Here is a 13,340-nt window from a genome sequence, read left to right as displayed (position 1 = left end):
TTAGTCATTTTGCTGTATAGGCGGCATCACGGCATCCATCAGTTCTAAATGCCCTTTAATCACCCCTTTAAGCACAATAAATTGCTGGCTAATTTGTCTGAGTTCAGAGCTCGCACCCTGCATTAACATGACTTGCAATATCTTTTGTTGGTCGAGCTGAATATGAAGTGAACTAATCACCTGAGTTAAAAACTGTTGTTGTAAATCAACCAATTGATTGCGTAGGGTCATTTGGCTAGCGTCGTAAAGCAGCGTCAAAGTCCCTACCATGACTTCATTGGCCTGTGCTTGCTCTGCAATTAAGTGTTTATTAATCATGTCGACAATGGCTTGCGAGCGACTTTCATAGTTCTGCTCGACAATTTTTTGGTCGAGTGCGTTGAGGGTCGTTTCAGGTACGGTAATACTGATTCGAGCTAACTTTTGTTTTGCCACAGTCTTATCCTTTTGTTTTAGTCGGATAATTTTTTTGTTTGATATATACGCCTGCACGAACGCTGAGCAATTCGACTAAAAAGGCTTTTAAATTTTGCTTTGGTTGAGCCACGGGTTTTACATCGTTCATATCGCACCTCTAGCTTGGTATTACCAAATTCAGTTTTTGTATTACTGATAAGAGATGCAGAAAATGTGCCAGTTTTTAAGCGCGGTTTTGATGGATTGGATGGGTATTTATGAGTGATTTTTGGGCAGAAAAAAGCCCCATGCACAGGGATGGGGCTTTTTTATTTGAGCAATAAAACCAGTCTTCTATATTAATTAAATCACAATAAATTGAGTTTTGATTTTGACTCTTCAGATAAATTAATCATCGTATGCGCCCATACATATAAAGAATCTAGAACTGGTCTAAAAGTTTTTCCAAAATCTGTCATTTCATAGACCACTTTAATTGGTGCTTTTTCACCATATACAGTTCTAGATATTAAGCCACTCTGTTCTAATTGCTTGAGTTGAAGACTTAATGTCATTTCAGTAATTGTAGGAATGAGTTGCTTGATTTCATTAAAGCGTTTCGGCCCATCTTTTAAATAATACAAAATCACGCATTTCCATTTTCCACCCACCAAGTCCATAGCCATACTGATATGACATGGATAAGTTTTTCCATTCATGCTGATTTCACATTTATTTTCAGTATTTGCCATTTTTAACGCCACCTATCAACTTTGATAGTTATTGTACGCGAATACTATAAAAATTATAGTGACTATTATTTTTATAGTTACAAGGCATTATTATGGCTTTACTTATTTTGGCCCATCCCTACTACGCTCAATCGATTGCAAATAAAACGATTGTGAATGAACTCGTAAAAACCTACCCAGACCTTGAAGTCCGAGATATTTCCCAGCTCTATCCAGATTATCAAATTGATGTGAATGCTGAACAAGAGGCCTTGTTACGCCACGACACCATCATTCTGCAATATCCAATGTTCTGGTTTAATATGCCGGCAATTTTGAAGTTATGGTTTGATGAAGTTTTCACTTATCAATTTGCTTATGGCTCTCAGGGCGATAAATTAAAAGATAAAAAAGTCATTATTAGTATGACGGTCGGGCAAAAAGAAGCTGACATGGTGAACGACCGAGAAAACTTAGCCGATAGCTTTTTAAAAGCGGTTCAATATTCAATTCAATATACGCAAATGCAGTTAAGCGGCACTTACTTGCTTTATGACGTATCACCTTTATCAGGCAATCCAGAGTCGAAAATTAAATTAGAAGCGGTTGAACATGGTCATAAAGTATTAAAGCATTTGACCGAAGCATAAGGTTTAAAGAGAGCATCGATATAGATGCTCTCTTTTGGTTTAAGCGACAGGTGCCAAGGTAAATAGCACTTGTCCCGTTTTTACGGTTTGCCCTTTTTCAATGGTAATGGTTTCAACTTTCATGCGTTCAGGCGCAATAATCGGGATTTCAATTTTCATTGCCTCAATTACTGCAAGGGTTGCACCTTCTTCAACAATATCTCCCGATGCACATTCAATTTTCCAGATTGAGCCCGGCATATGCGATTCGACTGCACAGCCTCCTTCAGGAATAACTATGGTTTCGCCTTCATCAACAGCATCTAGACTTTCAGAGATATATTCTTGTAGGCCTGCTTCGTGCCAACGGCGTCGTTCAGCCTCGAAATTCGCTTGTTGCATGTCTTTAAAGGCTTGAATGCTGTCTTGATGTGTTTTTAAAAACTCGTTGTATTCTTTTAAGTTGAGAACACCATCTTCAATGCGAAGTTGTAGACGGCCCGCCTTAAAGTCCTCACGCATTTGCAGAAGTTCAGTCTCAGTGACTTCATAAAATTTAACTTGGTCAAAAAAGCGCAGTAGCCAAGGCTTACCCTCTTCGAAGTCGGCATTTTTACGGTAACGGCTCCACATTTGAGTGGTACGGCCAACAAACTGGTAGCCACCCGGCCCTTCCATACCGTATACACACATATAGGCACCGCCGATACCCACGGCGTTTTCAGGTGTCCAAGTTCGTGCTGGATTATATTTTGTGGTGACTAAACGTTGGCGTGGGTCGAGCGGTGTCGCAACGGGTGCTCCTAAATACACATCGCCTAAACCCATCACCAAATAGTTCGCACTATAGACCACATCTTTAACCGCTTGCTTTGAAGCTAAACCATTAATACGGCGAATAAACTCGACGTTATCTGGGCACCACGGTGCATCTGGACGAACAATTTGCGTGTAGCGTTCGGTGGCAAGTTGAGTTTGCGAATCTTCCCAAGCCAAAGGCAAATAGACAGTCCGTGAAGGTACCTGCATATTTTGAATGTCGGGTAACTCGGCTTCTGCTTGTTGAAGTTTGTGTAAAAGCTCAAGTTGATCGAGCTGGATTGAATCAAAATGAATTTGTAGTGAACGGATGCCCGGTGTTAAGTCGATAATGCCCTGAATGTTTTGATCTTTGACCCATTGCATGAGTGCATGAATACGGAAGCGTAAATTTAGGTCGAGTACTAACTCACCATATTCCACCAACAAATAGCTATTTCCTGCTGGTCGATAGGTAATACTTGGCAAGTCGCCCTCACCTTGCAAAGTTGCCAAAACTGCATCTTTTAGAGTATCGGATTCTGCTTGAATGGCTGGATTAAAATCAATTAGCGTTGTATCAGCCGCGGTTAAGCTTTGATGATATTTTTGGTCCAGTGCTTTTGCTTGCGTGTAACTTACAGGTACAAATTTGACTTTATCGCCTGCTTTCAATTGCCCGATTTTCCAAAGCTCGGAATGAATCACCACCGCAGGACATACAAAGCCACCTAAGCTCGGACCATCGGGACCCAAAATAATTGGCATATCGCCCGTAAAATCAATCGCGCCAATCGCATAGGCATTGTCATGAATATTGGAAGGATGCAAGCCTGCCTCCCCGCCATCTTCACGTGCCCACTCAGGTTTTGGCCCAATTAAACGAATGCCTGTACGGCTTGAGTTATAGTGAATTTCAAACTCGTTGGTAAAGAAGGTATCAATATCTTGTTTGGTAAAAAAGTCTGGCGCGCCGTGTGGACCATACATCACTGCAATTTCCCAGTTTTGGGTAAAGTTAGGAATTTGTGCTTGAGCTAATGCAGTGGTCGATTGAGTTGAATATTCAGTAATCGGCAGCATATCGCCAATTAATAAATTACGGCCTGCGTGCCCACCAAACTGCCCCAAAGTAAAAGTCGCCTGTGACCCTAAATAGTCAGGAACATCAAAACCGCCTTTAATGCCAATATAACTACGGCAGCCTGAACGAATGATGCCACATTTTAAAATCTGACCTTTTTGAACGTTAATGGTTTGCCACATCGGGACAAGTTCACCATCAAGCGTTGATAGCATATCGCCACCTACAATCACAATTTGGCTATCGCAGTGAAACTTTAAAGTTGGCCCTTGCAAAGTACATTCAAGCCCTGCGGTATTTGGTTCATTGGCTAAAAGCTGGTTTGCCACAGTTAAACTAAGTGGGTCAATCGCACCTGATGGTGGTACACCAACATCCCAATAACCTAATCGGCCTGTTACGTCCTGAATAGCGGTTTGAATACCAGCTTGCAACACCTCAATTTTTTGAGTTTTCCATTCAAAAGTATTTAAAAATCGGGTTGTTTGAGTACCTAACGCAAACACATCGCAAGCAATAATATTTTGCAAATACTCCAAATTAGTTTCAATGCCAGCCACTTGTGTATTTGCAAGACTAGCACTCATTGCCTGTATAGCTTGGTCTCGTGTTGTAGCGGTCACAATGATTTTAGCAATCATCGGGTCGTAAAAAGACGACACCGTTGAACCTGTTTCTACCCATGTTTCGACTCGTGCTTGGGAGTCAAATTTAACATGGGTAAGTAAGCCCGCACTGGGTTGGAATTGTTTAATCGGATCTTCGGCATAAAGACGAACCTGAATCGAATGTCCTGTTGGCTCTAACTTTTCAGTGGGTACTGACCAGTCACCGCTTGCCAAGGTAACCATCCACTCGACTAAATCGACACCAAACACTTGCTCGGTCACGCCATGTTCGACTTGTAAACGCGTGTTGACCTCTAAGAAATAAAACTCTTGGGTTTCAGTGTCCATGACAAATTCAACTGTGCCTGCCGAACGGTAGTTCACCGACTGCATCAGTTGAATCGCAACTTTTTGCAAATAGTCGCGTTGCTGTTCATTTAAGTGAGGCGCTGGTGTTTCTTCAATGACTTTCTGATTACGGCGTTGCACTGAACAATCACGCTCACCCAAGGCTAAAACTTGCCCTTGCCCATCACCAAAAATTTGCACTTCGATGTGACGCGCGTGTTGTACAAATTTCTCTAAATACAAACCCGAATCTTTAAAATTGACCTGAGCTAAATAAGACACAGTTTGATAAGCATCTTTTAATTCGGTTTCATTCCAGACCAAACGCATGCCAATACCACCGCCACCCGCGGTACTTTTAAGCATGACCGGATAACCAATACGGGCCGCTTCAGTTAAGGCTTCAGCTTCGTCTGCAAGAAGTGAACTGCCCGGAAGTAAAGGCACGTTGCTTTTAATAGCGAGTTCACGTGCAGTATGTTTTAAACCAAAATCGAGCATTTGGCTTGAAGTTGGCCCAATAAAAGCAATGCCTTGGCTTTCACACAAATCACAAAACTCAGCATTTTCAGACAAAAAACCATAACCAGGGTGAATGGCTTCTGCCCCCGACTGTTTAGCAACCTCAAGGATTTTTTCAATATTTAAATAGCTTTGATGAGCAGGCGCAGGACCAATCAAGAAAGCTTCATCAGCCAAAGTCACATGTAGAGAATCACGATCGGCTTCGGAGTAAACTGCAACCGAAGCAATACCGAGTTTTTTAAGGGTACGAATCACGCGACAGGCAATTGCACCACGGTTGGCAATCAGAACTTTTTTAAACATGCTTACACCCCTTCCGCTTCACGGACAACCAGTTGAATTTTGGTTGGGTTATAGGCATTACATGGGTTATTGAGCTGCGGACAATTGGAAATTAAAACAATTAAATCCATTTCTGCCCGAACTTCGACATATTTACCCGGCCCTGAAATTCCATCATCAAATTTAAGCTGACCGTCTGGCGTTACTGGCACATTCATAAAAAAGTTAATGTTTGGGCCGATGTGACGGACATTTAAGCCATGCTTTTTTGCAATGGGATGTTTTGCCAAAGCATACATAAAATTGTTACGGCAACTATGCATTGGGTAAGTTTCATGTGCATAACGAACTGTATTACTTTCACATGAGCAGGCACCGCCAATGGTGTCATGACGCCCGCAGTTATCATCATGAATAACCGCAATTGGGCGGCCAAAGTTACTGTAAAGCTTGGTGCCCTTTTCTAAATAAATGTGTTGATTGATGGCCAAAGTATCCATTGCGCTATAACGCTCAGTTGGGTTTTCGGCACTCATAAACAAAGTATCGACCGCTTGGTTTCCCTCAAGATCAATAATTCGAAAATATTGGCCTTTTTTAACCTCACACATCCACGCTTCACCCGCAGGACAAACTTCATTTAAAACTGCTTTTTCAAATGATTGTAAAATTGTCATGATGCTTCTCCTGATTTAAATATTGCTAAGCGCGTAGTAGCGGGCTGTGTTTTGAAACGCACGCTGATTTTGCGAACACGCATCACGACAAATATCGCTGTCTGTTAGAGAGTTGGCTTTAAATAAACTGAGTTGAATATCGGCAGGTTGATAGCTTGGGCTGGTGTCTAAACCATGCGGTGCAGCAGATAAAAATAACAGGCAGTCCATTTCAAAACGCATCTCAATGGTTTGATCGGTGTTATCTGAATTTACATAAGACAAAACACCGTTTTCATCTGCCGCAACTTTAGAAAACAGGTTAACCGCGGCACTCAGGTCTTGGCTGGCAAGTCCGTATTTACACATTTCAATGAGTAGGCTGTCTAAGCCGTTTTGGTACATATCATTGCGGGCATCTTGAAATGTACAAGTACCAAATTGCTTTTCAATTTGTTCTGGTCGGCTTGGGCCACAGAGTGCATCGTTCCAACCATGATCGTCATGAACAATTGAAGCCATGACACGACCAAGGTCTGAATAGAGCACATTGGAAGCTTTTAAATAGGCGGTGTGTTGCCCTTTTAAAGTGTCGGGCATGTTAAAACGTTCAAGCACATCGGCAGCATTTACACAAAATACGGACACGTTTGCATGAGCGCCAAGTGATTTAAATCTAAGAATTGTTCCTTTTTGAATACGGCCCGACCAGTGATGTCCACCGGGTAAAAGTTCGGTCCAAATCGCCTGATTGTTATGATAACTTGCAGTGTTCATAGCTACTCCTGTCGGATAGTTTTAGACTTCCTCCCGGGCTTTTATCCCTCCGTGTAGTTCGCTAGGAACCGTGAACTCTCGGTCCAGTCATACATGAAGTATCGGAACCCTAGATCACTTTTGATTGTTTATAACTATGCAAATGACATGCCAGCTTGGTATTACGTTTTTGGTTAAAAGTAATACTAAACTTGGTCAATTGGGGTGCAATTTAGAGTAGAGAATGGATGGCTGCATAAAAAATAGTGCATTTTTTAAATTAGCTGCAACTTTAAAACTGATATAAGAAAGTCCCCAAATCATTAGGGACTTTTCAGACAAATGGGCTACCGAATAAAATACTAGGCATATTTTAAGGGATCAGAATCACCTTACGGCAGTCCTCTTCTCTTTTATTAAAAATGCGATATCCCTCTGCGGCATCTTCTAATTTCATGCGGTGAGTAATGATGGCTTCAGGTGTTAATTCACCACGCTCAATATGTTCTAATAGTTGTGGTAAATATTGATGAACATGGGTCTGCCCCATTTTAAAGGTCAAGCCTTTATCAAAAGCATCGCCAAATAAGAAACCATGTATTGGACCTGCATATACACCCGGTACACTCACCACACCACCACGGCGAACCGCTGCAATACATTGGCGTAAAGCAGCCCCACTTGAGCCTTCAAGTTTGAGGGTTGTTAGCGCAGTTTCAATGATGCTACCTTTCGCCTCGAAACCAATCGCATCAATCACCGCATCTACACCACGGTAGTTGTCTGTATTTTGAATAATATATTCAGCAGCATCCACTTCTTCAAAATTGACTGGAATAGCCCCATAAGTGGCAGCCGCATATTCCAATCGATATTGATTGTGATCGACCATAAATATTTTTTCTGCACCGAGCATCTTGGCACAAGCAGCACTTAATAGCCCAACTGGACCAGCACCATAAATAGCAACGGTTGAGCCACGTTTGACTTGGGCATTGGTCACTGCCTGCCAAGCAGTCGGCAAAATATCAGTCAAGAAAAGTACTTTTTCATCTGACAATGAGGTTGGTACTTTAAAAGGACCTTTATTGGCTTTTGGCACACGCACATATTCTGCTTGGCCACCGGGAATACCGCCGTATAAGTGGCTATAGCCAAATAAAGCTGCACCGGGTGGAATTTGTTTTTTATTAATAATTGCACCGCGCCCTGTATTGGTTTTTTCACATGCAGCAGTCAGGTCGAGTTGGCAAAAGAAACATTCGCCACAAGCAATCACAAAAGGAACAATCACACGATCACCCTTTTTCACTTGGGTAACGGCGGGGCCAACTTCCTCTACAACTCCCATAAACTCATGACCAAAGATATCTCCATGTTCAGTCTTTGGAATTTTTCCTCGATATAAATGTAGGTCAGAACCACATATTGCGGTTGCTGTTACTCTTAAAATAATGTCATCTGGTTCTTGAATAATAGGGTCCGCGACCGTTTCAACTCGGACATCTTCGGCACCGTGATAGGTAAGAGCGCGCATTTTCATTCCTCTCATTTTTATGATGTCATTTGATTATGAAGAGGCTTTCTTTACCGTTTGCAACGATTCTTATTTTTCACGTAAGGCATATAGTTCAAATGCAACGGAATAGTGATTTGAGTAACAATTAATGAATGAGCAATCATTTTCAACGAGGGTTGGTTTCTATTTTATCTAGCAAAAAGCCAATCATCTCTATAATAAAATAATTGGCTCTGCCCTAAAAGCTGCCTCAATCTAACTTGAGTTGCTGTCTGAGCTTTAAAATATCAACCAGCCCTTTGTCTCTAGTTTGATATAAATCTCTATCTTTATATTGGGTTAAAAGCTGATTTGTTTCTGCTTCGAGTAAATTCGTTGTCTCGTCTGAATGTTGAAATGCTTGCATGTCATTCCACCACTCTGTCATTGGGGGACCTAAATGGTGAATCGCCTCTTTAAAGCCCTTTTGGTTTGCAAGTTGCATATTAATATAGGGACCAAATAGCGCCCATCTTAATCCCGGCCCACTGGTAATCGCGACGTCAACATCTTCGGCAGAGCACACGCCTTGTTCAACCAGAGAAAATGCTTCTCGCCATAGCGCAGCCTGCAAGCGGTTTGCCACATGTCCTTTTACTTCTTTATTTAAAATGATTGGGTTCTTACCTAACTGTTTATAAAACTCAGAAGCCTGTTTTAAAATTTGTGGATCAGTCAAATTTCCTCCAACAATTTCAACCAAAGGCAAAAGATGAGGAGGATTAAAAGGATGACCTAATAAAATACGTTCAGGATGTTGTGTCTCTTTTTGAAAATCAGACACTTTTAAGCCCGATGAGCTTGAAGCAATAATAGTCTGTTCAGGGCAATATGACGTGATTTCTTGATATAGCTTTTGTTTTAAATCTAAACGCTCTGGAGCATTTTCTTGAATAAAATCTACGTCTGAAACCGCATCTTTTAAATGATTAAAAACTTCCAGATTAAGCAACACATCTTGTAAAGAATGGATGTGCTTAGCGTTTTCATCTAAAGCTAATAAATCATTTAGATTTTCATATATTCTTTTTTTAAAGATTGCTTCATCGATAGGATAAGGGTCATAAACCTTAACTTTAAATCCTTTATATAAAAATAAGGCCGTCCAACTTGCACCTATGACACCCGCTCCCACAACACCAACCGTTTTAATGACTTCCATATTTTCCTCGTAAAAATGTTGTTTTATTCGAAATTTCTGTACCCAATGGAATGCTTAAACCAACATAGCAGATTCAACCAATCAATAAATTTAATTGTTTATATTTTATATAATTTGTCCTATATTCCCTATCTTGAAAATTTTATTCCTTTCGCCAATACGGCTTAATCTTTTACCCCTTTCCAAACTTTATTTACTGAATTTTATGTCAAAAAATCTAGCAACATTGATTGGTTTAAGCGCCATTCTCATGTGGGCATCTATGGTCGGTCTGATGAAACAAGTCAGTGCCGCCATTGGACCGGAAATGGGTGTCACGCTTATTTATACTCTCAGTGCGCTACTGTTGCTTGCCATTTTCAGAGTTCCAGACTTTAAACTGATTTCTAAAAAATATTTAATATTGGGTACAGTTCTGTTCGTTGCTTACGAGCTGTGTTTTTCATTTGCGATTGCTTATTCTCAAAGCCCTCAACAAGCGATTGAAGTCAGTATTGTTAACTATTTATGGCCGAGTTTGACAGTTTTGGCTTTCGTTATTTTTAAGGAATTAAAGTTTAATTTTCTTATTATTTTAGGCTTAACTTTTTCAATTTTTGGCATTATTTTTATTCAAACTGGAAGCGGCGATTTTAGTCTAAAGAGTATTGTCGATAATTTTCATAGCAACCCGCTGAGCTATATTTTGGCATTTACAGGTGCCATCATCTGGGCTTTTTACTGTGTAATCACAAAAAAAATGAGCAATGGACAAAACCCGATCTCTATTTTCTTTGTTTGTGTCGCACTAACACTATGGCTCAAGCTGCTTCTCTCGGGGCAATTTGCTATTCCCTCGATAGATTTGTCGACGTTCATGACACTTGTCGTCGCATCTGCTGCAATTGGTTTTGGTTATGCGGCATGGAACATTGGCATCATTCATGGAAACATTACCATGCTTGTGGTTGCCTCTTATTTCACCCCTATTATTTCATCTATTTTGGCAATGTTTGTTTTACAAACTCAATTATCCTTGAGCTTTTGGCAAGGAACAGCAATGGTTACAGCTGGTTCATTTATTTGCTGGATTTCAACAAACTGGTCTGTTATTCAGCCTTTCTTTAAAAAAATATTAAAACGGCAGGAAGTCTCATAAAGTTACCCCAATGAGTTTTTTCGGGCTTCCAAGAACTCCGACGAACTAGAATTCCCCCATTGCCAAAAGCGTGCTAACATCCAAATTCTGACAATCGTCCATGTCAAAATTATTTCTAGAGGGAATAAGATGTTAAAAACTCAAAAAATCAACATCGTACAAGAATTTGATGCACCCATAGACAAGGTCTTTGCAATCTTGAGCGAACATGAAAACCTAAGCAAGCTTTTCGCTCCTGCTAAAGTGACTCGGATTAGCAACGGAAAAGATGCTCGCAATGGTGTCGGCTCTGCACGCAAGATGTCTATTCCATTTACCCCTTCATTTGTAGAAACAAATTTAGTCTACAAAGAAAATGAACTCATCGAATATGCAATTACCAGCGGCATTAGCCCAATTAAGGCTCACCGTGGTGTAATGAAATTTAGCGACTTGGGAAACAACCGTACTCGCTTGGATTACACCATTAGCTTTAAAGGTCGCGTTCCTTTTATTGGCCCGATCATTAAAACAGCCTTACAAAATGGTGTAAGCCGAGGGCTTAAAAAACTTAAGTTTTAATTGAGATATATCAAATAAAAGCCCTTTATCGGGCTTTTATTTTTAAGTAGATTTATTGAAGAGCTGGTATATCAATTTCTAAAAATAGTAAATTCGAAAACTTAATGACAAAAACAAAAGCCGACTCGTTAAAGTCAGCTTAATTCTACAGTTTGAGAGAATTGCTTAAATAGTTTTTGTTCGTGGCAATCTTCTATCTATTTTCTTTTTCTAAAATTAATTTACACCTTAGTTATGACTGTTTGATTAAAAGAAAACAGAAAGATGAGATAAAAAGCAAATTAACTCACACTTAACAAGAATAATGCACAACAATTAACATTTCATAGAGATGATGTATATCAATTAAATCTTTAGAAATTTTCTAAAGTTCAGTATGCTGAAATAACCTACTATTAGAAAATAATCCATACAATGGAACATCAGTGCTTGTTAAAGGAATTAAATTCACTTATTGAATATTATTCCAAAAGAACAGATTGTCCACCTACCAGAATTCGCATAGGTTACAGAGCCTATGCAAAACTCATGCAGAATCCAAAATTTGCTGATGAAGTCTCAAACTCTGCCTTAGATCCAAATAAACGTAAATATAAAAAGATGAAAATCAAAGTTACGAAAGATGATGATCAACTTGAACTAGATTGATTAAAATAAAAGCCCAATTACGGGCTTTTTACTTTTAAAAAGTGTGTGGATTTAGAGCTAAGAGAGCATTATTAAAAAATACTCGAGTAGCTTGTCTCGCTCATCTACACTGTTTTTACTTAAAAGCTGAACCATTGCCCCATCAATCACAAACAAAAACATGTAGGCATCTTTCATTGAAGCGGTGGTTTTGATGGTTAAAAGCTGTTTATAAATTTCGTTGATTAGCCAAGTTCTATATTCAATCACCACGCTATAGGCTTTTGGGTAGAGCTTTTCAATTTCCAAAATTGCTTTAAACGGTAAATGATAAAAGCCATTTAAATCGGCATGTAGAAGGTAAATTTTCTTGAGTTTATCAAGCACCATTTGTTCACGGTAAGAATTGAGAATTGAAAATACTTTTACTTTGAGCGCATCTTTTTGAAAAGTCAGACACATCTCGATCAGTCGTGTTTTTGAATGAAAATCGTTATAGAAAGTCGCTTTGGGAATTTTGGCTTCCGCAATAATTCGGTCAACACCGACCTTATGAAAGCCATCTTGATTAAATAAATCTTTTGCTGCGTGAAGCACGCGCAGCGCTCTAAATGAAGATTCTAAATTTTTCATGTATACCGCTTAAAATAATTTTTTGTTGTATCTAAAAGAGATAGAAATGCCGTCACTCTTAAAATGAGTGCTAAAAAACAGGCATGCAAAAGCGGCACTAAAGGTGTGCTCGCCTATCTCGGGTTTATTGTTGCTATGATTTTTGAGTCGTAACGATTCTTAAGGTGTAGAAAACCTAGAGTCGATTAAACCGTTTTATAGACTGTTTAATTGGTATGGACGGAAAGATTTTGGCAAAGGCCAATAAATGAGAAGAATTAGTACGCATAGCGGACTCCTTTGTTAACAAAAGAAATCCTACCGATCACTGCTAAATGATGGTGGCAGGACGAAAGAGGGTTAGCAGACTGGCAACAAAGAAACCAGCACACCCGAAGGTGTCCCCCTTCCGCCCTACCGTAGAGAAAAAGGGGGCGAACGAGATCACGATACACAAAACAAGGTTTCGTATATCGTCTTTGTTAAATAGGGTCTGCTAAAACCCGCTAGCAATGTAGGCTAGCCCGCAAAGGATAGTATTCGCTTTTGTTGACGTCAAGCGTGTGAAATGACAATCGTATTAAAATAGATCATTAAAAAGAAAGGATGAATAATTCAAACTTTTTGTTAAAAATTGGTTTATAAAACAAAGAAACTGGCTTATATATTCATAGGAAAATAAGAATATACTTCTCATGCTTTATTAATTTAATAGCTACATAGCAAATTATAGATTAGCTTTAGAGATGACTTATGTATTTGTTTTATTTTAAACATAAGCCTTTTTAACTTAATTCGAGTTATGAAAATAATATTGGATATTTTCATAAAATTTTCTAGAGATTTGGTTATAATATATTTACTTAAAT

Annotated in this window: 13 protein-coding genes and 1 riboswitch; of the genes, 4 read left to right on the top strand and 9 right to left on the bottom strand. The window is 39.5% G+C overall.

The genetic code is table 11. The features are described 5' to 3' along the window. The 3 genes from KTH84_RS00285 to KTH84_RS00275 all read right to left on the bottom strand — a co-directional run bounded on the left by KTH84_RS00285 (position 1) and on the right by KTH84_RS00275 (position 1,148). Positions 1–435 (bottom strand): CopG family ribbon-helix-helix protein, encoded by a 435-nt coding sequence (locus KTH84_RS00285; RefSeq protein ID WP_032070478.1) that lies wholly within the window; start codon positions 433–435, stop codon positions 1–3. Positions 436–439: 4 nt separating this feature from the next. Then, the gene (locus KTH84_RS00280) at positions 440–565 is read right to left on the bottom strand and encodes a hypothetical protein (protein WP_262471571.1); all 126 of its coding nucleotides are present in this window, start codon (positions 563–565) and stop codon (positions 440–442) included. Positions 566–764: 199 nt separating this feature from the next. Further along, on the bottom strand, positions 765–1,148 hold the full coding sequence (locus KTH84_RS00275) for a winged helix-turn-helix transcriptional regulator (protein WP_262471570.1): 384 nt from the start codon (positions 1,146–1,148) through the stop codon (positions 765–767). A 92-nt stretch (positions 1,149–1,240) separates the two neighbouring features. Between KTH84_RS00275 and KTH84_RS00270 the strand changes: the two genes are divergently transcribed. Then, positions 1,241–1,777, top strand: coding sequence for an NAD(P)H-dependent oxidoreductase (locus tag KTH84_RS00270; RefSeq protein WP_262471569.1), 537 nt, complete (start codon positions 1,241–1,243; stop codon positions 1,775–1,777). Between the two features lie 39 nt (positions 1,778–1,816). On the opposite strand, the gene uca is transcribed toward KTH84_RS00270, so the two are convergent. The 5 genes from uca to KTH84_RS00245 all read right to left on the bottom strand — a co-directional run bounded on the left by uca (position 1,817) and on the right by KTH84_RS00245 (position 9,533). Next, positions 1,817–5,422 carry an urea carboxylase gene (gene uca, locus KTH84_RS00265; RefSeq protein WP_262471568.1) on the bottom strand — a complete coding sequence of 1,202 codons (3,606 nt, stop codon included), beginning with the start codon at positions 5,420–5,422 and terminating at the stop codon, positions 1,817–1,819. Positions 5,423–5,424: 2 nt separating this feature from the next. Next, the gene (locus KTH84_RS00260) at positions 5,425–6,078 is read right to left on the bottom strand and encodes an urea amidolyase associated protein UAAP2 (RefSeq protein WP_262471567.1); all 654 of its coding nucleotides are present in this window, start codon (positions 6,076–6,078) and stop codon (positions 5,425–5,427) included. 15 nt (positions 6,079–6,093) lie between these two features. After that, positions 6,094–6,834: an urea amidolyase associated protein UAAP1 gene (locus tag KTH84_RS00255; protein WP_262471566.1), complete on the bottom strand. Its 741-nt coding sequence runs from the start codon at positions 6,832–6,834 to the stop codon at positions 6,094–6,096. 28 nt (positions 6,835–6,862) lie between these two features. Further along, positions 6,863–6,958, bottom strand: a riboswitch (guanidine-I (ykkC/yxkD leader). Positions 6,959–7,186: 228 nt separating this feature from the next. After that, a complete protein-coding gene (locus KTH84_RS00250; RefSeq protein WP_262471565.1) occupies positions 7,187–8,350 on the bottom strand; it encodes a zinc-dependent alcohol dehydrogenase in 1,164 nt (387 codons plus the stop codon). A 232-nt stretch (positions 8,351–8,582) separates the two neighbouring features. Then, positions 8,583–9,533 carry a 3-hydroxyacyl-CoA dehydrogenase NAD-binding domain-containing protein gene (locus KTH84_RS00245; RefSeq protein ID WP_262471564.1) on the bottom strand — a complete coding sequence of 317 codons (951 nt, stop codon included), beginning with the start codon at positions 9,531–9,533 and terminating at the stop codon, positions 8,583–8,585. A 205-nt stretch (positions 9,534–9,738) separates the two neighbouring features. On the opposite strand from KTH84_RS00245, the gene yddG reads away from it, so the two are divergent. The 3 genes from yddG (at position 9,739) to KTH84_RS00230 (ending at position 11,880) form a co-directional block, all read left to right on the top strand. Next, positions 9,739–10,671 (top strand): aromatic amino acid DMT transporter YddG, encoded by a 933-nt coding sequence (gene yddG / locus KTH84_RS00240; RefSeq protein ID WP_262471563.1) that lies wholly within the window; start codon positions 9,739–9,741, stop codon positions 10,669–10,671. 129 nt (positions 10,672–10,800) lie between these two features. Then, entirely contained in the window at positions 10,801–11,232 is a 432-nt protein-coding gene (locus KTH84_RS00235; protein ID WP_262471562.1) for an SRPBCC family protein, read from the top strand. Positions 11,233–11,646: 414 nt separating this feature from the next. Further along, a complete protein-coding gene (locus tag KTH84_RS00230) occupies positions 11,647–11,880 on the top strand; it encodes a hypothetical protein (protein WP_016138616.1) in 234 nt (77 codons plus the stop codon). A gap of 57 nt (positions 11,881–11,937) precedes the next feature. On the opposite strand, the gene KTH84_RS00225 is transcribed toward KTH84_RS00230, so the two are convergent. Beyond that, the gene (locus tag KTH84_RS00225) at positions 11,938–12,492 is read right to left on the bottom strand and encodes a TetR/AcrR family transcriptional regulator (protein WP_262471561.1); all 555 of its coding nucleotides are present in this window, start codon (positions 12,490–12,492) and stop codon (positions 11,938–11,940) included. Positions 12,493–13,340: the final 848 nt, after the last annotated feature.

The sequence above is a fragment of the Acinetobacter sp. WU_MDCI_Abxb74 genome (assembly GCF_025513915.1).
GTDB classification, from domain to species: Bacteria; Pseudomonadota; Gammaproteobacteria; order Pseudomonadales; family Moraxellaceae; genus Acinetobacter; species Acinetobacter calcoaceticus_C.
Note: the sequence above shows the minus strand (reverse complement) of the source record. Positions and strands in the feature narration are given on the sequence as shown.

Coding starts and splice junctions, on each gene's coding strand:
- KTH84_RS00280 (WP_262471571.1), bottom strand. CDS start 565: ATGAACGATGTAAAACCCGTGGCTCAACCAAAGCAAAATTTAAAAGCC.
- KTH84_RS00275 (WP_262471570.1), bottom strand. CDS start 1,148: ATGGCAAATACTGAAAATAAATGTGAAATCAGCATGAATGGAAAAACT.
- KTH84_RS00270 (WP_262471569.1), top strand. CDS start 1,241: ATGGCTTTACTTATTTTGGCCCATCCCTACTACGCTCAATCGATTGCA.
- uca (WP_262471568.1), bottom strand. CDS start 5,422: ATGTTTAAAAAAGTTCTGATTGCCAACCGTGGTGCAATTGCCTGTCGC.
- KTH84_RS00260 (WP_262471567.1), bottom strand. CDS start 6,078: ATGACAATTTTACAATCATTTGAAAAAGCAGTTTTAAATGAAGTTTGT.
- KTH84_RS00255 (WP_262471566.1), bottom strand. CDS start 6,834: ATGAACACTGCAAGTTATCATAACAATCAGGCGATTTGGACCGAACTT.
- KTH84_RS00250 (WP_262471565.1), bottom strand. CDS start 8,350: ATGCGCGCTCTTACCTATCACGGTGCCGAAGATGTCCGAGTTGAAACG.
- KTH84_RS00245 (WP_262471564.1), bottom strand. CDS start 9,533: ATGGAAGTCATTAAAACGGTTGGTGTTGTGGGAGCGGGTGTCATAGGT.
- yddG (WP_262471563.1), top strand. CDS start 9,739: ATGTCAAAAAATCTAGCAACATTGATTGGTTTAAGCGCCATTCTCATG.
- KTH84_RS00235 (WP_262471562.1), top strand. CDS start 10,801: ATGTTAAAAACTCAAAAAATCAACATCGTACAAGAATTTGATGCACCC.
- KTH84_RS00230 (WP_016138616.1), top strand. CDS start 11,647: ATGGAACATCAGTGCTTGTTAAAGGAATTAAATTCACTTATTGAATAT.
- KTH84_RS00225 (WP_262471561.1), bottom strand. CDS start 12,492: ATGAAAAATTTAGAATCTTCATTTAGAGCGCTGCGCGTGCTTCACGCA.